Source organism: Chryseobacterium barbadense, from assembly GCF_042849955.1.
GTDB lineage: Bacteria > Bacteroidota > Bacteroidia > Flavobacteriales > Weeksellaceae > Chryseobacterium.
The window spans coordinates 1-19,196 of the sequence record NZ_BAAFHL010000049.1 but is presented as its reverse complement, the minus strand read 5'-3'; the positions used below and the strand labels follow the sequence as shown (position 1 = coordinate 19,196).

General features: G+C 38.0%; 19 protein-coding genes. 13 read left to right on the top strand and 6 right to left on the bottom strand.

Features of this window, described 5'->3' with window-relative positions:
• Both ACGHIN_RS13950 and ACGHIN_RS13945 read left to right on the top strand, forming a co-directional pair.
• Positions 1-1,082, top strand: a 1,082-nt coding sequence (locus tag ACGHIN_RS13950; protein WP_390454683.1) for a cytochrome ubiquinol oxidase subunit I, incomplete at its 5' end; no start/stop codon positions are given.
• A complete protein-coding gene (locus ACGHIN_RS13945) occupies positions 1,079-2,083 on the top strand; it encodes a cytochrome d ubiquinol oxidase subunit II (protein ID WP_390454680.1) in 1,005 nt (334 codons plus the stop codon). The genes ACGHIN_RS13950 and ACGHIN_RS13945, both read left to right, overlap by 4 nt.
• A 212-nt stretch (positions 2,084-2,295) precedes the next feature.
• On the opposite strand, the gene ACGHIN_RS13940 is transcribed toward ACGHIN_RS13945, so the two are convergent.
• From ACGHIN_RS13940 to ACGHIN_RS13925, 4 genes are all read right to left on the bottom strand, one after another.
• The gene (locus tag ACGHIN_RS13940) at positions 2,296-3,063 is read right to left on the bottom strand and encodes an OmpA family protein (RefSeq protein ID WP_390454677.1); all 768 of its coding nucleotides are present in this window, start codon (positions 3,061-3,063) and stop codon (positions 2,296-2,298) included.
• Between the two features lie 163 nt (positions 3,064-3,226).
• Positions 3,227-4,927, bottom strand: a complete 1,701-nt coding sequence (lysS, locus tag ACGHIN_RS13935; protein WP_390454676.1) for a lysine--tRNA ligase — start codon at positions 4,925-4,927, stop codon at positions 3,227-3,229.
• Positions 4,928-5,062: 135 nt separating this feature from the next.
• The gene (locus ACGHIN_RS13930; RefSeq protein WP_390454673.1) at positions 5,063-5,440 is read right to left on the bottom strand and encodes a c-type cytochrome; all 378 of its coding nucleotides are present in this window, start codon (positions 5,438-5,440) and stop codon (positions 5,063-5,065) included.
• Positions 5,441-5,442: 2 nt separating this feature from the next.
• Positions 5,443-5,670 carry a hypothetical protein gene (locus tag ACGHIN_RS13925; RefSeq protein WP_390454670.1) on the bottom strand — a complete coding sequence of 76 codons (228 nt, stop codon included), beginning with the start codon at positions 5,668-5,670 and terminating at the stop codon, positions 5,443-5,445.
• Between the two features lie 273 nt (positions 5,671-5,943).
• Here ACGHIN_RS13925 and ACGHIN_RS13920 point away from each other — a divergent pair, with 273 nt between their 5' ends.
• The 8 genes from ACGHIN_RS13920 to lipB all read left to right on the top strand — a co-directional run bounded on the left by ACGHIN_RS13920 (position 5,944) and on the right by lipB (position 13,295).
• Positions 5,944-7,362, top strand: coding sequence for an anthranilate synthase component I family protein (locus ACGHIN_RS13920; protein ID WP_390454667.1), 1,419 nt, complete (start codon positions 5,944-5,946; stop codon positions 7,360-7,362).
• 13 nt (positions 7,363-7,375) lie between these two features.
• Complete coding sequence (locus tag ACGHIN_RS13915) at positions 7,376-7,945, top strand: anthranilate synthase component II (RefSeq protein ID WP_390454665.1); 570 nt, start codon at positions 7,376-7,378, stop codon at positions 7,943-7,945.
• A 101-nt stretch (positions 7,946-8,046) separates the two neighbouring features.
• Positions 8,047-9,033: an anthranilate phosphoribosyltransferase gene (gene trpD / locus ACGHIN_RS13910; RefSeq protein ID WP_390454663.1), complete on the top strand. Its 987-nt coding sequence runs from the start codon at positions 8,047-8,049 to the stop codon at positions 9,031-9,033.
• 33 nt (positions 9,034-9,066) lie between these two features.
• Positions 9,067-9,843, top strand: a complete 777-nt coding sequence (trpC, locus tag ACGHIN_RS13905; RefSeq protein WP_390454660.1) for an indole-3-glycerol phosphate synthase TrpC — start codon at positions 9,067-9,069, stop codon at positions 9,841-9,843.
• 7 nt (positions 9,844-9,850) lie between these two features.
• Positions 9,851-10,495 (top strand): phosphoribosylanthranilate isomerase, encoded by a 645-nt coding sequence (locus tag ACGHIN_RS13900; RefSeq protein ID WP_390454657.1) that lies wholly within the window; start codon positions 9,851-9,853, stop codon positions 10,493-10,495.
• Entirely contained in the window at positions 10,482-11,663 is a 1,182-nt protein-coding gene (trpB, locus tag ACGHIN_RS13895; RefSeq protein WP_390454654.1) for a tryptophan synthase subunit beta, read from the top strand. The genes ACGHIN_RS13900 and trpB overlap by 14 nt, the downstream gene beginning before the upstream one ends.
• Before the next feature lie 76 nt (positions 11,664-11,739).
• The gene (gene trpA, locus ACGHIN_RS13890) at positions 11,740-12,474 is read left to right on the top strand and encodes a tryptophan synthase subunit alpha (protein ID WP_390454651.1); all 735 of its coding nucleotides are present in this window, start codon (positions 11,740-11,742) and stop codon (positions 12,472-12,474) included.
• A gap of 80 nt (positions 12,475-12,554) precedes the next feature.
• The gene (gene lipB / locus ACGHIN_RS13885) at positions 12,555-13,295 is read left to right on the top strand and encodes a lipoyl(octanoyl) transferase LipB (RefSeq protein ID WP_390454648.1); all 741 of its coding nucleotides are present in this window, start codon (positions 12,555-12,557) and stop codon (positions 13,293-13,295) included.
• 56 nt (positions 13,296-13,351) lie between these two features.
• On the opposite strand, the gene ACGHIN_RS13880 is transcribed toward lipB, so the two are convergent.
• Positions 13,352-14,110: an SDR family oxidoreductase gene (locus ACGHIN_RS13880; RefSeq protein WP_390454645.1), complete on the bottom strand. Its 759-nt coding sequence runs from the start codon at positions 14,108-14,110 to the stop codon at positions 13,352-13,354.
• Between the two features lie 328 nt (positions 14,111-14,438).
• On the opposite strand from ACGHIN_RS13880, the gene ACGHIN_RS13875 reads away from it, so the two are divergent.
• A complete protein-coding gene (locus ACGHIN_RS13875; RefSeq protein WP_390454642.1) occupies positions 14,439-15,404 on the top strand; it encodes a protein-glutamine glutaminase in 966 nt (321 codons plus the stop codon).
• 96 nt (positions 15,405-15,500) lie between these two features.
• Positions 15,501-15,776 (top strand): hypothetical protein, encoded by a 276-nt coding sequence (locus ACGHIN_RS13870; RefSeq protein ID WP_390454639.1) that lies wholly within the window; start codon positions 15,501-15,503, stop codon positions 15,774-15,776.
• Between the two features lie 52 nt (positions 15,777-15,828).
• Here the strand turns inward: ACGHIN_RS13870 and ACGHIN_RS13865 are convergent, their stop codons facing one another.
• The gene (locus tag ACGHIN_RS13865; protein WP_390454636.1) at positions 15,829-16,446 is read right to left on the bottom strand and encodes a peptide deformylase; all 618 of its coding nucleotides are present in this window, start codon (positions 16,444-16,446) and stop codon (positions 15,829-15,831) included.
• Positions 16,447-16,712: 266 nt separating this feature from the next.
• On the opposite strand from ACGHIN_RS13865, the gene ACGHIN_RS13860 reads away from it, so the two are divergent.
• On the top strand, positions 16,713-19,196 hold a 2,484-nt coding region (locus ACGHIN_RS13860), incomplete at its 3' end, for a fibronectin type III domain-containing protein (RefSeq protein WP_390454633.1).

Sequence of the window (19,196 nt, the reverse complement as noted above, 5' to 3'; positions counted from 1 at the left end):
GACCGATTTTCGGAATGCCGTTTTCTCTTGAGGGGACCGCTTTTTTTATTGAAGCGATTGCTATCGGTTTCTTTTTGTACGGCTGGGACAGATTCAATAAATGGTTTCATTGGTTTTGCGGCTTTTTAGTCGGTTTAAGCGGTCTTGCTTCCGGGATTTTGGTTGTAGCAGCCAATGCATGGATGAATTCTCCTGCCGGATTTGATTATATTGATGGAAAGTATGTGAATATTGATCCTATACAAGCCATGTTTAATGACGCCTGGTTTCCACAGGCTTTACATATGACCGTGGCTGCTTTCTGCGCTACCGGATTTGCGGTTGCCGGAGTTCATGCGTATTTACTGATGAGGAAAAAGAACGTTGAATTTCATACCAAAGCATTCAGAATTGCCGCCGGGTTTGCTTTAATCGGAGCATTTGGGGCTCCTTTGAGCGGTGATATTGCGGCAAAATCGGTGGCGGAAAGACAACCTATTAAGCTAGCCGCCATGGAAGCTCATTTTGAGACTGAAAAAGGGGCTGCTTTTGTGATTGGCGGAATTCCGGATGAAGAAAAAGGAGAAATTAAATATGCCGTTAAAATCCCTAAAGTATTAAGCTTTTTGGTAAGCAATGATTTTAATTCCGAAGTAAAGGGATTAAATGATTTCCCTCGGGATGAGTGGCCACCAGTTGCCGTTGTTCACTATGCTTTCCAGATTATGATCTTCTTCGGAGTTGTGATGATCTGTATTGGAGCAGTTTATTTATATGCTCTATTCTTCAAAAAAGAATGGCTTGAAAAGAAATGGCTGCTAAAAACATTCTTATTCGCGACCCCTTTCGGATATATTGCTCTGGAAGCAGGATGGACGGTAACTGAGGTTGGAAGACAGCCGTGGATCATTTATGGTATTATGAGGACGATAGACGCGGTAACTCCGATGCCGGGAATTCAATATTCTTTTTATTTTTTCACGGCAATTTTCGTGTCTCTTTCTCTGATCATTATATTCCTCCTCAGAAGACAGATACAAATGGTTCCTAAGCTTTATGATCCTACGGACAATCAGTTTAACGATAAAAACAAGAAATCATGATCTACGTTGTTATAGCTTTTCTCTGGTTATCGATTTGCCTGTATATCATTTTAGGGGGCGCTGATTTCGGTGCAGGTATCGTGGAGCTTTTTACGCATAAAAAAGCCCGCCACAAAACGGAACAGATCATGTATGAATCTATAGCTCCGGTTTGGGAAGCCAATCATATGTGGCTGATCATTGCTATTGTGATTCTTTTTGTAGGATTTCCGGGCATTTATACTACTATGTCCACTTATCTTCATATTCCTTTGGTACTCATGCTTCTTGGAATTATTGCCAGAGGAACTGCTTTTACCTTCAGACATTATGATGCGGTAAAAGATGACTGGCAGATTTTATACACCCAGATATTTTACTACGCGAGTTTACTAACTCCTTTTTTCCTTGGACTTATTGCGGCTTCCACAGTGTCAAAGTCCATCAATCCGGATGCTTCAGACTTTCTCAGCCTCTATATTTTCAGTTGGCTAAACTGGTTTGGAGCAGCGGTAGGTTTATTCACCGTATCCCTTTGCGCTTATTTGGCCTCTATATTTTCTTTAAGAGAAACGAAGGATAAACTGGATCTGGCCCTGATGATCAGGAAGTCCAAACAAACCATGATCTTTGTGGTAGTAACAGGTATTTTGGTTTTTATAACAGCTTATCTTTCAAACATTCCACTTCTGATGTGGGTTTTCTCAAAGCCACTAGGTATTGGCGCCATTGTTTTGGCAACTCTTTCTTTAGGCTTGATCTTTTACTGTATGAAGGAAAGAAAGCTTATGCCTGTGAGGATTTTGGCAGGATTTCAGATGATTATGATCCTGGTTGCAGCTACCTATCAACATTATCCTGATATTATTTTGCTGGGGAATGGCAATCATCTTTCATTACTGGAGGAAGCGGCTGCACCGAAAACCATTTCTGCTTTAGCCTGGGCATTGATGTTGGGATCTTTATTTATTTTGCCGTTTTTGTTTTATCTGATGGCGTCATTTAGTAAACAAAGGAAATAATGATTTTATAAATAAAGTTTCGGGGGGGGGGGGGGGGGGGGGGGGCCCGCAGGCAATTTTTTTTTTATTATCAAATAAAACCAGCCGGTTGTGTTATTGTAGGGGGTGGTGTTGGACTTTGTTATTTTGTGGGTTTATTTTTTAAAAAATTTTAATTTTTTTTTATAAAAAATTTGTGGGGGCGCGCGGGGCGCCCCCCCCGAAACTTCAACTTATTTTTTAATCAAGACCAATTCAACTCTCCTGTTCCTTACCTGATCGGTTTCTGTAAGCTCTGGATATACTGCGGGATTAAGATGTCCAAGCCCTTTGGCTCTAATTCGGGAAGCATCTATCCCCCGTTTCTCAAGATACTCTTTAATGGCATTCGCTCTCGTCCAGGACAGATTAAAAGTTTTCAGATCGATATCTTCCCCATCAAAATTTTCATAATCACAGCAAATATGTCCCTGTAATTCAATTTCTAAGGTTGGATTTTCTTTTAATATATTGAAAAGCCGGACCAGCTGTGCTTCGCCGTTGGGAAGCCAGATGTGACGGTTTCCGATAAAATTGACATCAGGCAATGAATAGGTCTCGTTCATTTTCAGTTGAGAAACCTGGGTATCCAAAAAACTTGGAAGGATTCTTCTGGATACTTTTTTTCCGGGAACTAATTTCTGTTCTATAAATATATCCACTCTCCTGTTCTTTCCACGCAGCTCTTCTGTAGTATTATCGTTGATCTGCTTTTCTTCTCCCAGTCCTATAGAACTTATCAGTTGTATATTATTTCCAATTTTTCCTTTAAGATATTCATTAACAGCATTGGCACGAGACTTTGATAAAGCCTTATTATATTCCGTACTTCCGGAAGGGTCGCAATTTCCGAAAATTCTCAATGTAGATTTACCCTTTAAATCAGCGAGAGTATCTAATGCTTTTTTAGATGCTGTATTTAGTTCATAACTGTTGTGTTCAAAATAAATCGAGGTAATCATTTGCGCATTACTCCGTATAAAGAAAAAAAGGAGAAAAAAGAAAAGAATGAACTTCATCGATATACGTTTTTCTAAACAACGGAAAATATTATGTAATCATTTATAAAAATAAAAAAATCCTGAAAAATTTCAGGATTCTATTTAATTTATCTTTTAATAAAGCTTATACCAATTTCATCAAAAGATTTTCATCAATCTTTTCAACTTTTACTAAATTATTCTTTGTTAAAGTTTTAGAAGCTTTATCCCATTTTTTACCGGATAACTGGCTTCTTTCTTTTACTTCGGCTAAAGAAAATGGCTCTTCCTGAGAATTAAGAATTTCAAGGATTACTTTTTCATCTTCTCCTAGTTCAATTTGAGGAACCGTTTTTTCCGGTCTCATTTGAGGGAAGAATAATACTTCCTGGATCGATGGATTATTAGTTAAGAACATAATCAATCTGTCCATACCGATTCCTAATCCTGAAGTTGGTGGCATCCCGTATTCTAATGCTCTAAGGAAATCTTCATCAATGAACTGTCCTGCTTCATCATCTCCTTTTTCAGAAAGCTTCAGCTGTTCTTCAAAACGTTCTCTCTGGTCAATAGGATCATTCAGCTCAGAATAGGCATTGGCAATTTCTTTTCCGCACACCATCAATTCAAAACGCTCGGTTAAGCCTTCTTTGCTTCTGTGCTTTTTAGTTAAAGGTGACATTTCCACCGGGTAATCTGTAATGAAAGTCGGCTGAATAAAATTTCCTTCGCATTTTTCACCGAAAATTTCATCGATTAATTTTCCTTTACCCATTGTTTCATTCACTTCAATTCCGATAGATTTGGCAAAATCAAATAATTCCTGCTCAGATTTTCCTGTGATATCGAAACCTGTGAACTTTTGAATGGCTTCCGTCATGGAAACTCTTGGATATGGTGCTTTCCAGCTGATTTTATGTTCACCGAACGTTGATTCCGCATTGCCATTCACCTGTGTAGCACAGAATTCCAGTAATCTTTCTGTGAAATCCATCATCCAGTTATAATCTTTATAGGCTACATAGATTTCCATGGCTGTAAACTCCGGATTGTGGGTTCTGTCCATCCCTTCATTTCTGAAGTTTTTAGAGAATTCATACACTCCGTCAAATCCACCTACGATCAATCTTTTCAGATATAATTCATTGGCAATTCTTAAATATAGTGGAATGTCTAAAGCATTATGGTGGGTAATGAATGGTCTTGCCGCTGCTCCTCCCGGGATCGATTGCAAGATTGGTGTTTCTACCTCAAAATACCCTGCATCATTAAAGAAAGTTCTCATCGCGTTGAACAATTTCGTTCTTTTCACGAAAATTTCTTTGATATGCGGGTTTACTACTAAATCTGCATAACGTTGTCTGTAACGCAATTCCGGATCTACAAACGCATCGTGAACATTTCCTTCCGCATCTGTTTTAGGAAGTGGCAACGGACGAAGAGATTTCGTTAACAGGGTAAAGTTTTTCACTAAAACCGTTTTCTCTCCTACCTGTGTTGTAAATAACTCTCCTTCAACTCCAATAATATCTCCTATATCTAAAAGATGCTTATAGACTTCATTATACAACGTTTTATCTTCACCTGTACAGATTTCATCTCTATTGAAATATACCTGGATTTTACCAGTAGAATCCTGCAATTCAGCAAAAGAAGCCTTACCTTGAATTCTGCGGGACATCAATCTACCGGCAATCTTCACCTGTTTATTTTCAGAAAAATCCTGTTTTATAGATTGTGTAGTATCTGTAATTACATATTCATCCGCAGGGAATGCATTGATTCCCATATCAACAAGCTTGTTCAGCTTTTCTCTTCTAATGATTTCTTGTTCTGATAATTGCATTTTATATTTATATATTTCAATAACGTGCAAAGATAGGTGTTTTTATAGGTACAAGTCAACTGATAATTTTATTCATAATTCATAAAAAAAACCTTACAAAAATGTAAGGCTTTATATTTTTTAATAAAGTAAAATTTATTTCTTCTTTAAAGTCAGAATATATTCTACCATTTTCTTAGCATCTTCTTTGGATACCTGAGGATGAGGCTGCATCGGAACGCTTCCCCAAACTCCGCTTCCGCCTTCAATGATTTTTGAAGCAAGCAGCTCAATATCTTTTTCAGAATATTTATCTGCTATTTCCTGATATGAAGGTCCTATCATTCTTTCATTTACCGCATGACAACCGGTGCAATCCAATGTTTCAATGATCTGGTCTCCTGAAAGATTGTTTTTTACAGATTCTGAAACAGCTGTTGTTTCTGAAGACCCGGCATCAACAGGCATGTTTTCTTTTTGAGAACAGGAAAAGAGGGAGAACCCTATACATCCTGCCAAAAATATTTTCTTCATTTTTACTTCGTAAGAGTATCTGCTTTTGCTTCACTTGGAGGAACTGATACAGCAGCATTTACGTCTGCTTCAGGTTTGTTACGGGTTGTTGCAGAAGAATCTACTACAGTAGTCGTTACTTCAGGCTCCTCAAGCATTGTATTGCTGTCCTGTAATGAGTGATCCGGTTTTTTAGAACAGTTTACCACGAATAAACTTCCTACAAATGCGATTGCTAATACTTTTTTCATTATTTTTTATATATAATTTCAGACAAAAATATAAAAAATTAAGTTCCTAATTCATGATATTTGTTTCTATATTAAAAATTTTATTTACATTTGTGGCATGTTAAATATCAACAACAATATGTGGTGGTGGCTTTCAAACTCTTCGTCGGGTCTGAAGCTTTTGTCATGTTGTTAATTTACAACTGGAATCATACAAAAAATATATCAAGACTTTGACGAATCCGTCAAAGTCTTTTTTTTATTTATTAAATTCATATCAAAATACATCCCAAAATGTTCAATAAAAAAATACAAATAAAAACTATTTCCAAAAAAGCATTGGGCGACCTGAAAACCCCAATGAATATTTACCTGCAACTTCGTGATAAATTCCGGGACACCATTCTGCTGGAAAGTTCGGATTCTAAAAATATCGACAATAATTTTTCTTTTATCGCCGTGAATGCCATTGCCGGAATTGAAATCAAAAACCTTAACGAATTTGAAATCAAACTTCCAGGAGAAGAACCTGTTAAACAGTTCATCATCGAACATAAAGTTTCAGATATTTTTGAACATTTTTCCCATATTTTTGTCTGTGAAAAGACCAGGGATACGGTTGAACAAACCGCACAGAGCCTTTTCGGATATACCAGTTATGAAGCGGTACAATTCTTTGATACCGTTACCTTTAAAGCGCAAAGTCCTGAAGTTGAAATTCCTAACCTCAGATACAGATTATACCAGTATGTGATTGCCATCAATCATTACACCGATGAAATGCATATTATTGAAAACCAGATCGAAGGAGTGAAATCCGAACTGTATTTACTGGAAAGTCTCATTAAAAATCAAAATTCCGTTATTTATCCTTTTGAAAAAATAGGTGAAGAAACCTCCAACATTACCGATGAAGAATATATTGATCTGGTAAAAACAGCTCAGAAACATTGTATGAGAGGCGATGTTTTCCAGCTGGTTTTAAGCAGAAGATTTGAACAGAAATTCCAAGGTGATGAATTCAATGTATACCGTGCTTTAAGGAATATCAATCCTTCACCGTATTTATTCTTTTTCGATTACGGAAACTATAAATTATTTGGTTCCAGCCCTGAAAGTCAGCTGATCATTAAAAACAACAAAGCTATTATTCATCCTATTGCCGGAACATTTAAAAGAACGGGACACTTCGATACCGATCTTCAGTCTATTGAAGAACTGAAAAGAGATCCTAAAGAAAATGCAGAACATACCATGTTAGTTGATTTAGCCAGAAATGATCTAGGAAAACTCGGAAAAAACGTAACCGTTACCAAATTAAAAGAAATCCAGCTTTTTTCCCACGTGATCCACATGGTAAGTGAAGTAACGGCTGAACTGCCGGAAAACCAGAACCCTTTCGAAATGGTTGCTGCTACATTTCCACAGGGAACATTAAGCGGAGCTCCTAAACATAAGGCATTGCAGCTGATCAATACATATGAAAAAGATTCACGCGGATATTACGGCGGTTGCATCGGGATCATCGGATTGAATGGAGATTGTAATCAAGCGATCATGATCAGAACGTTCCTGAGCAGGAACAATACCCTTTATTATCAAGCCGGAGCCGGAATTGTAGCCAAATCGGATTCCGAAAATGAGCTTCAGGAAGTGAACAATAAATTAAATGCATTAAAAAAAGCAGTCCAGAAAGCTGCCACAATAGATTAAAACCACGATCAAAATGAAAACATTAGTCTTTGACAATTACGATAGCTTCACGTATAATCTTGTTCAGATCATCGAAAGAATTCTGAATGAAAAAGTAGACGTGTATCGAAATGATGAAATATCCTTAGAGGAAATTAAAAAATATGATAAAATAATACTTTCACCCGGGCCGGGAATTCCAGAAGAAGCAGGGATTTTATTGGACCTTATCAAAGAATATGCAGCGACTAAAAGTATTTTGGGTGTATGTTTAGGTCAGCAGGCCATTGCCGAAGCTTTTGGAGGAAGTTTAATCAACCTCACCGAGATTTTTCATGGTGTGGCTACTTCTGCCGAGCTTGTAAAAAATGATACCAAGCTTTTTAGAAACTTATCTTCCGGAATTGAAGTCGGGAGATATCACAGTTGGGCTGTAAACCCTGAAAATTTCCCGGAAGAACTGGAAATTACGGCTGTAGATAAAGACGGAATGATCATGGCTTTACAGCATAAAAAATATGATGTTCATGGCGTACAGTTTCACCCTGAAAGCATCCTGACTCCTGACGGGGAAGTCATTATCCGTAATTTTTTATATAACTAAGCAATAAAGAAAGTATAATTCTCATCAAAGATGATTGATGAGCCAATGCCACCGAAATGAATAGTATTATCCAAGATCCCTCAATTATAAAGACTCCACAAATGAAAGAAATTTTACAGTATCTGTTCAATCATCATACCTTATCAAAATCTGAGGCTAAGGCGATCATGATTGAGATTGCGCAAAATAAATTCAATAGTATTGAAGTGACAGCTTTCATCAGTGTTTTCCTGATGCGTAATATTACGTTAAAAGAATTGGAAGGCTTTAGAGAAGCCTTGCTACAAATGGCTATTCCTGTCACTTTGGATATAAATGATACTATAGACATTGTAGGAACGGGCGGAGATGGAAAAAATACCATTAATATTTCTACACTGGCTAGTTTTATTGTTGCCGGAGCAGGACAGAAAGTTACCAAACATGGGAATTACGGAGCATCTACCGTTACCGGATCATCCAATGTTATGGAAGAGCTGGGCTATACCTTTAAAGCAGATACCGATGCTTTAAATCAGGATCTTGAAAAGGCCAACATTTGCTTTCTGCATGCCCCATATTTCCATCCGGCTCTTCAGTCTGTTGGGGCATTAAGAAAATCTTTAGGATTAAGAACCTTTTTCAACTTGCTTGGTCCATTGGTGAATCCTGCCAAACCCAAATTTTCAATGATCGGGGTTTACAACCTTGAAATAGCAAGAATCTACCAGTATCTTATGCAAAAAGATGAGCGTGATTTTATCCTGGTTCACAGTATGGACGGCTATGATGAAATAAGCCTCACTCACGATACAAAGATTATTACCAAAAAAGGAGAAGAGATTTACTCTACTGAAGATCTTGGTTTCAATTCCGTTTCCCCGCAAAGTATAGAAGCAGGAAGCACATCTCATGAAACCGCGAAAATTTTCAGAGACATCCTTCAGGGAAAAGGAACGAGGCAGCAAAACTCTGTGGTTTTAGCGAATGCAGCCGTTGCTCTGCATACTACCAATAAATTTGGCAGTTATGATGACTGTCTTTTACGGGTTCAGGAAAGCTTAGAAAGCGGTAAGGCCTTAGAATGCCTTCAACTATTGCTGCAATAAGAAATGCGAGTTATTAATGATGAGTTTTAAATTATGACCATACTGGATAAAATTGTAGAAAGAAAAAAAGAAGAAATCAAAGTTTCGAGATCGAAAACTTCCGTTGAGGAATTAAAAAATTCCAGATTTTTCGGAAGAAGACCCCTTTCTTTAAAAGAATCTATAAAAAACAGAAGCGGAATTATTGCCGAGTTCAAAAGACAATCTCCTTCTAAAGGGATCATTAACGATCAGGTTTCACCGTTAGAAGTAATTACCGCATATGAAAAATTTGGAGCCAGCGGGATTTCAATCCTTACTGATAAAGATTTTTTTGGTGGATCTTTTGATGATGTCCTGAAAGTTCGGGAACACATCAATACTCCCATCCTTCGGAAAGATTTCATGATTGATGAATACCAGTTTTATGAAGCCAAAAGCATAGGGGCCGATGTGGTTTTGTTGATTGCCTCCTGCCTTTCACCTGCCCAGGTTGAGGAATTCACGGATTTATCCCATGAACTGGGACTGGAAGTTTTACTGGAAATTCATACGGAAGAAGAGCTGAAACACTGCAATACAAAAATTGATCTTGTTGGAATCAACAACCGTAATCTTAATGACTTCAAAGTCGATTTACAACATTCCGTACAACTGAAAAACCAGCTTCCCGAGAATATTTTATCTATTGCAGAAAGTGGAATTTATAATATTGAAGATTTCAGATATCTGAAAGAACAGGGTTTTGACGGGTTCCTGATGGGCGAATATTTCATGAGGAATGAAAGTCCCGGAGTTTCTTTTTCACACTTCATTAAAAATATTTCTTAGAATCAATATGGAAAGTAATATAAAACTAAAAGTATGCGGACTAACGGTTTTAGAACAAATCAGAGCCCTCATTTCTTTGAAGGTAGACTTTCTGGGCTTTATCTTCTATGAAAAGTCTCCACGGTTGGTTTTAAGCCATCTCAGTCTTGAAGACATTTCAAAAATTGATCATCACGGTAAGGTGGGCGTTTTTGTAAATGAAAATATTGACAGAATATTGGAAATAGCTGAGAAAGCAGATTTAAACTTCATACAGCTCCACGGAAACGAAAATGAGACTTTTATTTCAGAATTAAAGAAAAAATTGAAGCCGGAAATCGGAATCATCAAGGTTTTCAGAATTGGAAAAGATTTCAATCTTGAAAAATTTCATATTTCGGTTCAATCCGTTTCAGGTAATATTTCCTATCTCCTGTTTGATACGGACAGCACATCTTTTGGCGGAACCGGAAAACAATTCAACTGGAACCTGCTGGATGAAATGGAAATTTCACTTCCCTATTTTTTAAGCGGCGGAATATCGGAAAAAGATATTGAAAATGTAAAAAAGATAAAAAAGCAGCCTTTTGCTTTGGATATCAATTCAAAATTTGAAATCGAAGCTGGGGTCAAAGACCTCGAAAAAATAAAAAAAGTATATGAAAAATTATAAAAACCCGGATGAATACGGATATTACGGTGAATTTGGAGGAGCATTCATCCCTGAAATGCTGTATCCGAATGTAGAGGAATTACAGAAAAACTATATTAAAATTATTGAATCTGAAGATTTTCAGTCTGAATACCAGAATCTTCTTAAAAATTATGTTGGAAGGTCAACCCCACTCTACTTTGCAAAAAATCTCAGTGAAAAATATGAAACTCAGATTTATCTGAAGCGTGAAGATTTGAATCATACCGGAGCACATAAAATCAATAATGCACTCGGGCAGGTTTTACTGGCAAAACGTCTTGGAAAAAATCGCATCATTGCTGAAACCGGAGCAGGACAGCACGGTGTTGCCACAGCTACGGCCTGCGCTTTGTTAGGCTTGGAATGTATTGTGTATATGGGAGAAATCGACATTCAGAGGCAGGCCCCCAATGTAGCAAGGATGAAAATGCTCGGCGCCAAAGTGATTGCCGCAACATCAGGATCAAAAACCCTGAAAGATGCCGTGAATGAGGCACTAAGAGACTGGATCAATAACCCTGTAACCACCCATTATGTGATTGGGAGTGTAGTTGGGCCTCATCCTTTCCCTGATTTGGTGGCAAGATTTCAAAGTATCATTTCAAAAGAGATCAAAGAGCAGCTGAAAGAGCAAATTGGAAGAGAAAATCCGGATTATGTGATTGCCTGTGTAGGCGGCGGAAGTAATGCCGCAGGGACTTTTTATCATTTCGCAGAGGAAGAGAATGTACAAATTATTGCCGCAGAAGCAGGCGGTCATGGTATTGAATCAGGAAAATCGGCCGCAACTACTTTTTTGGGAACCCTGGGTGTTTTACATGGCAGTAAAAGCCTTGTGATGCAAACCAAAGACGGACAGGTCATTGAACCGCATTCTATTTCCGCAGGGTTGGATTATCCGGGAATCGGACCGTTTCATGCTCATTTGTTTAAAGAGAAACGGGCAGAATTTTTCAGCATTAATGATGATGAGGCCTTACAATCCGCTTTTGAACTGACAAAACTGGAAGGAATCATTCCTGCTTTGGAAAGCGCTCATGCTTTGGCGGTTCTGGATAAAAAGGCATTTGATAAAAATGATATTGTGGTGATCTGCCTCAGCGGACGTGGCGACAAGGATATGGAAACATATTTGAAAAACTTGTAAAATGGAAAAAGTATTCATGTAAAATGATCTTAAAATACATCAATACATTTTACATCATACATTAATACAATCAAAAATGAAAAAACTCAACATATACTTTACGGCAGGAATTCCTCAACTGGAAGATACTGCAGAAATCATAAAGCTTATTCAGGATTCGGGAGCGGATATGATCGAGATCGGGATGCCTTATTCTGATCCTGTTGCGGATGGTCCGGTTATTCAACAGGCCCATGAACTGGCGTTGAAAAACGGAATGACGATCGAAAGGCTTTTTTCTCAACTGAAAACCATTAAAAACGAAATAAAAATCCCTGTTATTTTAATGGGCTACATCAATCCCGTTTTAAGTTTTGGATTTGAAAACTTTTGTAGAGAATGTTCGGAAAGCGGAGTTTCCGGATTAATCATCCCTGATCTCCCTCCTATTGAGTTTGAAAAAAACTACCGGGAAATCTTAACAAAATATAAGCTTAATTTCACTTTTCTGGTCACTCCTGAAACATCTGATGAAAGAATTCTTTATCTGGATTCCCTAAGCTCCGGGTTTCTTTACGCTGTAAGTTCCTCATCCACAACAGGAAAAGAAACCACTGTTCTTAAAAACGAAAATTACCTTTCAAAGCTGGCCTCTCTTCCTCTTAAAAATCCTGTGATGATCGGTTTCGGCATAAAATCAAAAGCAGATTTTGAAAATGTTACCGAAAAAGCAGACGGCGGAATTATCGGAACTGCTTTCGTAAATATTTTATTACAGAATAAAGATTGGAGGAATAGTGCCATAGATTTTCTCAATTCCATAAAAGGATAAAATTCAGTAAATTTGTACATCAATACAGGGTATGAAATCGCGATTCCATATGGCCTTTAAAAGAAGATAGACATAGACATATGAATACACATCAGAATAAAGTAGTAGAATTTGAAGATTTAGGCATAAAAGAATATCAGTCCGCCTGGGATTATCAGGAAAACCTGATGAAAGATATTATTGATACCAAAATAAAAAACCGCGACCTTCCTGCAGAGCAGCACCTCATTACTCCTAACCATCTGCTTTTGGTAGAGCATCCGCATGTTTATACATTGGGAAAAAGCGGGCATGAGGAAAATATGCTGGCCGGAATCGATAAGTTAAAGGAAATCGATGCTACCTTTGTGAAGACCAATCGTGGTGGGGATATTACGTATCATGGTTATGGCCAGATTGTGGGCTATCCTGTTCTGGACCTTGAAAATTTCTTTACGGATATTCATTTATATATGAGAAATCTTGAAGAAGTGATCATCAGAACTATTGGTGATTTCGGACTAGAAGGGGAACGCTCACAAGGTGAAACCGGAGTATGGCTGGATGTAGGAAAGCCTTATGCCAGAAAAATCTGCGCGATGGGGGTGAAAGCCTCCCGTTGGGTCACTTTACATGGTTTTGCATTGAATGTGAATACGGATATGCGTTATTTTGAATACATTATTCCTTGCGGTATCAAAGATAAGCAGGTAACTTCTTTAAAAAGAGAATTGGAAAGAGAGCTTACTCCTGAAGAAGTGGAAAATGTAAAAGCGAGTATCAGAAAGCATTTTGTGGATGTTTTTGGAGCTGAGTTGCAGTATAAAATTAAATCAACTTAGAAAGAACCCTTACGTGAAAATTTATAAAAAAGCCCATCATTTTGATGGGCTTTCTTTTAATAGGATTTGATCACAGAAATTCCCGCATCCACCTTCAATTCCGCACCGTGAATATAAGATACTTCTTCCGAGGCCAAAAAAAGTACGGCATGGGCAATTTCCGAAGGTTCGCCCTGTCTCTTAAAAGGAATGGTAGGGATAATTTGTTCAATCGCATTTTCAATCTGTTCAGCACTCAACCCTGTATTATTAAAAATATTGGTTCTGATATGCCCGGGGCTTATTCCATTCACACGGATTCCTTTTTCCGTTAATTCCGTAGCAAAAGTTTTAATGAACGACTGCACTGCTGATTTCGCTGCTGAATAGATTGAAAAGTTGGGCATAGCCATATCTGTGGCAACGGAAGTATTGAAAATAACAGAACCTCCGCTCTTCATCAAAGGCAAGATCTGCTGAACCGTGAAAAAAGGACCTTTTACCAATACATTGAAAAGCTCGTCAAATCCATTTTCATCTATCTTTTCAATTGGAGCAAATTTTCCATAACCGGCATTGGCAAAAACCAGATCTATGGTTGAAGTATGTTTAATGACTTCTTCTTGTAAATTCATCAGGTCTTTCATATTACCTGCATCTGATACAATCCCAAAAGCTTTTTCTCCTAATGCCTCTAACGCTTTATTCACCGTCTGCTCACTTCTTCCGGTAATAATTACTTTTCCGCCTTCCTGAATGAATTGCTTGGCGGTAGCTAACCCCATCCCATTGGTACCTCCCGTAATGAAAGCAAATTTCTCTTTAAATCTTTGCATTGTTTTCTGTTTTTATAATTCTGTAGCAAAGATTGCAATTGAACCTCAATAAAAAAATCCGGATCTTGCGGAATTCTGTTTCTTCAAATGAATATTCATCCTTATCATTTTTCTTACTTTTAATACATATTTCACATCAATTCCCCTGTTAGATAAAGGCTTTTCTACTCAAAGGATATAAAAATTTAAATTTTTATTAAAAAATAGTTTGCTGGTATTCTGTTTTTTTTTAACTTCATATCACCAAATAGGGAAATATTAAACATGTGATTAATAAAAACTATAACTCGCTCAATACACCAAAACCATTATATTAAATTTCAAAATCATGAAAAAACTATTCTTATCAATGATGGTATTTTTGACCCTATTGTCAACTAATGCCTGCTCAGACTCCGCTACCAATCAGGATGTAGTCGGAAAAGAAAACACTGCTAACCAGGTTGCTGCAAGGGACTTTGGAAAAACGGTTCCTGTGGGAATTCTTGAGGAAAACGGAACTTTGAAAGTTTCCTTTATTCTCAGCGCACAGTTTTATGAAATCAAGCCCGGCAAAGAAAATGAGGAGTACATCAGTCTCATTAAGCAGGCTATACAAAACGAATCGCCCATTCATGTCTTCATGAAGCCAGATACCAATGAAATTGTGAAGGTGGAAAAAGGAAGTGAAGAAGATATCAGATATTTTAAATCTATTCTTACCAAAGAAGAAAAACCGGAACTTAACAAACTTACATCTGTCCTCCCTAATGTCACTACATTAAACAGTATGTTTACTCAAATTAAAAACCAATCGTGCGGAACTTCAACTGCTTCTTCTCCTTGTATTACATTCAGATATGCGGTAGACGGGTGCTACGCAAGAGCACACAAGATGAGACAAATTTTGGTAAACAATGGCTATGACTGTGAAAAACAGTTTATATATGGAAATCTGAAAGCAAGTACCGGCTCATGCTGTGTATCATGGAACTATCACGTAGCTATTTTGGTAAGCTATAAAAATGCGTCCGGAGTTACGGAGAAAAGAATTATTGATCCTTCCCTCTTTCCTAACGGTCCCGTTACCGAAACTACCTGGCGAAATGCATGTGTAAACACCTCATGTGGAACCGCATCATCTTCTTCTTATGCTAATACGGCAGGAAATATTTACTACAGAAGCTCAACCGGCTCCTTACTGTATGATAACAGCTACATCAATACTAATTGCGTACTAACCAGATTCTCATCTCTTTCCGGCTGTTCTCCGACACCGGCCCCAAGTGTATCCCATTGTGGAGGAATATCTTAATATATAATAAGCAGTTCCCGTATATGATGTATATTGCGGGAATTGCTTATCTAAATACTATTGTTTATGAAAGCGTGGCTTTATATACTCCTTTTTATGACAACATCCTGTTCCAATACTCCTAATTCACAGAATTTAACCTGGTATAACCATTCAACCGTTAATCAGGTTAGTGAAGATCCTGAAAATCCGGAAAAGTTTCAACGGGTGACTATAGGAATCAGCCAACAGGTCTTTTACCTGTCTAAAAAGGATTCCAATTATCAGACTCTTTTGAAAAGGCTGAATGAGAGTGCTGAAAAAGGAAAGGCACTGAATATCGGTATTGAGAACAATACCAATATTATAAAACAGGTTAATGACCTTCCATAAAAGCAGGCTATCAGAGATAGCCTGCTTTCTTTATCAAATCATAAAAATTCAATTAGTTGTTCTTCTGAAAAGCATCTATTTTTTTATATGAGTGATGCTTCTCTTTCTCCTTTTTATCGGAAATCAGAATACCGAAAAGATGATCTATTTCATGCTGAAAGATCACCGCGGTAAAACCTTCCACAATTTCTGAATACTTCTGCCCTTTCAGGTCCACATACTCCAGCTGGATAATTTTACTCCTGTAAAACTGATCCCTGAAATCAGGAATAGACAAATCGCCTTCCGGACCCAGATTCTGGATTTCAGACCGCCAGACAATTACCGGATTGATGAAATATTCTAATGGATTATTTTCTTTATCAAAACGCTGAACCCAGATTATTTTTCTGTTGATTCCAACTTGTGGAGCAGCAATTCCTACTCCGCCGTCTGTTGAAAGAAGGGAAAGCTTCATCCTTTTCACTAAAGTAACGGTATTGGGATCAAACGGGTCAATTTCCGTGGAAAGATTTAATAACGTTGTAAGCTGATCATGCTCGGTAATCTGGTAAATAGGCAAAGCCGAATTAATATCACCCTGATTGATAATGGAAAGCTCCTTAGAAGTTAATTCCTGAGCAAAGATCCAATTAACTGATAAAACTAAAAATAAAAATATTTTTTTCATAAGCAATCCGATGATACAAATATAAGATGTAAAAGAATAATCTACCTGGTCAAACTTTATGCGTTGTATAATAAATTTATTTTAAAAAAACCAATAAAACAGGTTAAAATTTTATTAAAATTTTAAACATAATTATAAAAAATTATAAAAAGTAAATCTAAGTTGCACCATCAAAACAGTTTAATTAACTTACCGATCCAATTTTTACATAAAAAAAATTAACTAAGAAGAGATTTTTTGAGAAATTAAACTAAACTTTATACTGTATGAAGAAAATTTTACTTTTTCTAGTACTGGCCTTTACAGGGCTCATTTTTGCGCAAACCTGTCCCGTTGCTACGGTTCCGTTCTCGCAATCTTTCAGTTCAGGAGCTTTACCCGCTTGCTGGACGAATACCAACCCTTCATCTACCAGTGCCACCGCTATTTGGAAATTTTCCGGTTCTGCCGGCTACGGAGCTACCGGTAACGGTGGAAAACCTGCAGGTACTTTTGCCTGGGTAGATGCCAGTTCACCGTATACTAACCTTCATAATGTTGAGCTTACTACTCCACAGATCAACTTAACGGGTTTAACAGCTCCGTATGTTGAGTTTGAATGGTTTAAAAATCATTTGACTTCTGCTACAGGCACACTTCCTGCTTACGATAATAACATGCTAAAAGTGTTGATTAATGACGGAAGCGGATGGGTACAGATTTTTTCCAATGATACCAATGATCCTGAATGGAGAACAGTGGGAATACTTTTAGCAACAAGCTATATAGGGGCTACCGTTCAATTGAAATTTGTAGTGGATAAAGATGTTGCAGGTAACGGATATCTATATGATGACATTCTTCTGGATGAGGTAAAAGTAATGCAGGCCCCTACCTGTTTTGTTCCTACTACTTTACCTGTTACCAATATTGCTCCTAATTCAGCTACTATCAACTGGGCTGCACCAGCCGCACCGGCACCAGCTCCTGCCAATGGATATGAGTATTATTACAATACGACTGGAGTAGCCCCCACGGCAGCAACAGTGGGTACACCAACTGCAACAACTACAGCAAACCTGACTCCCCTGGTGTCAGGAACTACCTATTACTGGTGGGTGAGATCCGTATGCTCTCCAACAGATAAAACAGCCTGGATAGCCGGCCCATCATTCACCCCGGGACAAATAGGTTCCGGCACTTCTACCATGTCTTATCTCCCTGTATATTCCTGTTCAGGATATAATTATTCCCAACAATTATATACCGCTTCTGAAGTTGCTGGTGCAGTAGGTTCCAATCATTATATTACCAAAATCAGATTTTATGTATCATCCACAGCAGCTACTCAGGCTAATTATAATAACTGGACGGTGTATATGGGAAATACTACACAAGCTAATTTCCCTACTACTACCAGCTGGATTCCTGTCTCATCCTTAACGCAGGTATATTCAGACACAGTGCCTACCATGACGAATGGTAACTGGGTGGAACTTTTATTAACGACTCCTTTCTTATGGAATGGCACAAGCAATATTGTGGTTGCCGTTGATGAAAACACTGCAGGTACATCATGTACTGCCCAATGGGGAAGTTATACAGCGGGTACCAACAGAGGAATGCTGTATTACAACACCTCTAATAATCCTGACCCGACAAGTCCACCGACAGCCACCAGCAGATATTCCACCATTCCAAGAATACAGTTTGAAGCTATTGATTTACAACCATGTACCACAGCTCCGCCAACCAATATCAATATTTCCAATCTGACCTCTTCAACAGCCACTGTTTCATGGACTGTAACTGCAAATGCTACTTATGTATTAAGATACAGACAGATTGGTTCTCCTACATGGATTACCATAAACCCTGCTGCTAATCCATATACAATTTCAAACCTGAATGGAAATACTCAATATGAAGTACAGGTTTCTACGATCTGTGGTGGAACTCAGGGGCCATTCTCAGCATCCACCAACTTTACCACTCCGGCTATTAGCTACTGTAATACAGGTACTGCTACCGTTACAAACGGCTACATCAATAATGTTACCATGACCGGTGTGAATACACCAATCATGAGTAATAACTCAGGTCCTAGTACTTATACGGATTATTCCAATGATCCTGCTAAGCTTATCACTTTAGGACGTAACACAACAGGTAACGTATTGTCTGTGGGAAGAACTATCCTTTCCAGCACCTATTCTACCAATGCCTGGATCGACTTCAATGGAGACGGGATTTTCAACAATATCCCTTCTACAACTCCTGGAGGTGAAAGGATTATGAATTTAGGGTATTCCAATACGACTCCTGTAACAGCTACTTTTGCTGTTCCTGCCAATGCTTATATGGGAACCAACAAGCTGAAAATGCGTGTTATTGTATATTTATCTACGCCGGCTGATGCCTGTGCCAATCTTACCAGCAACGGGGAAGTAGAAGACTATCAGGTTAAATTTATAGATATTCCTGCATGTACTACTGCAGCACCAACAGGGATTACCATGAGTAACATTGCTGCTACTACGGCTACTGTTTCATGGATGGGAGCTACCGGTGCTACTTATTACGTAAGATGGAGAACAACCTCTCCTGTAGGAGCATGGGTTACTTCACCTCTTGTTACGACGAACAGTTATAACATTACAGGTCTTACAGAACAAACGGCTTATGAAGTACAGGTGGCTACCGTATGTGGTGGAACTCAGGGACCTTGGTCTACTTCTACACCATTTACCACCACCCCTATTACCTATTGT

What these genes read in the sequence shown, in the direction of transcription:
- ACGHIN_RS13930 (WP_390454673.1), bottom strand. Translation starts at nt 5,440, where the DNA reads ATGAAGAAAATATTTTTGGCAGGATGTATAGGGTTCTCCCTCTTTTCC.
- ACGHIN_RS13870 (WP_390454639.1), top strand. Translation starts at nt 15,501, where the DNA reads ATGACAACATCCTGTTCCAATACTCCTAATTCACAGAATTTAACCTGG.
- ACGHIN_RS13945 (WP_390454680.1), top strand. Translation starts at nt 1,079, where the DNA reads ATGATCTACGTTGTTATAGCTTTTCTCTGGTTATCGATTTGCCTGTAT.
- lipB (WP_390454648.1), top strand. Translation starts at nt 12,555, where the DNA reads ATGAATACACATCAGAATAAAGTAGTAGAATTTGAAGATTTAGGCATA.
- ACGHIN_RS13865 (WP_390454636.1), bottom strand. Translation starts at nt 16,446, where the DNA reads ATGAAAAAAATATTTTTATTTTTAGTTTTATCAGTTAATTGGATCTTT.
- ACGHIN_RS13900 (WP_390454657.1), top strand. Translation starts at nt 9,851, where the DNA reads ATGGAAAGTAATATAAAACTAAAAGTATGCGGACTAACGGTTTTAGAA.
- ACGHIN_RS13915 (WP_390454665.1), top strand. Translation starts at nt 7,376, where the DNA reads ATGAAAACATTAGTCTTTGACAATTACGATAGCTTCACGTATAATCTT.
- trpD (WP_390454663.1), top strand. Translation starts at nt 8,047, where the DNA reads ATGAAAGAAATTTTACAGTATCTGTTCAATCATCATACCTTATCAAAA.
- ACGHIN_RS13940 (WP_390454677.1), bottom strand. Translation starts at nt 3,063, where the DNA reads ATGATTACCTCGATTTATTTTGAACACAACAGTTATGAACTAAATACA.
- trpC (WP_390454660.1), top strand. Translation starts at nt 9,067, where the DNA reads ATGACCATACTGGATAAAATTGTAGAAAGAAAAAAAGAAGAAATCAAA.
- ACGHIN_RS13925 (WP_390454670.1), bottom strand. Translation starts at nt 5,670, where the DNA reads ATGAAAAAAGTATTAGCAATCGCATTTGTAGGAAGTTTATTCGTGGTA.
- ACGHIN_RS13880 (WP_390454645.1), bottom strand. Translation starts at nt 14,110, where the DNA reads ATGCAAAGATTTAAAGAGAAATTTGCTTTCATTACGGGAGGTACCAAT.
- ACGHIN_RS13875 (WP_390454642.1), top strand. Translation starts at nt 14,439, where the DNA reads ATGAAAAAACTATTCTTATCAATGATGGTATTTTTGACCCTATTGTCA.
- trpB (WP_390454654.1), top strand. Translation starts at nt 10,482, where the DNA reads ATGAAAAATTATAAAAACCCGGATGAATACGGATATTACGGTGAATTT.
- lysS (WP_390454676.1), bottom strand. Translation starts at nt 4,927, where the DNA reads ATGCAATTATCAGAACAAGAAATCATTAGAAGAGAAAAGCTGAACAAG.
- ACGHIN_RS13920 (WP_390454667.1), top strand. Translation starts at nt 5,944, where the DNA reads ATGTTCAATAAAAAAATACAAATAAAAACTATTTCCAAAAAAGCATTG.
- trpA (WP_390454651.1), top strand. Translation starts at nt 11,740, where the DNA reads ATGAAAAAACTCAACATATACTTTACGGCAGGAATTCCTCAACTGGAA.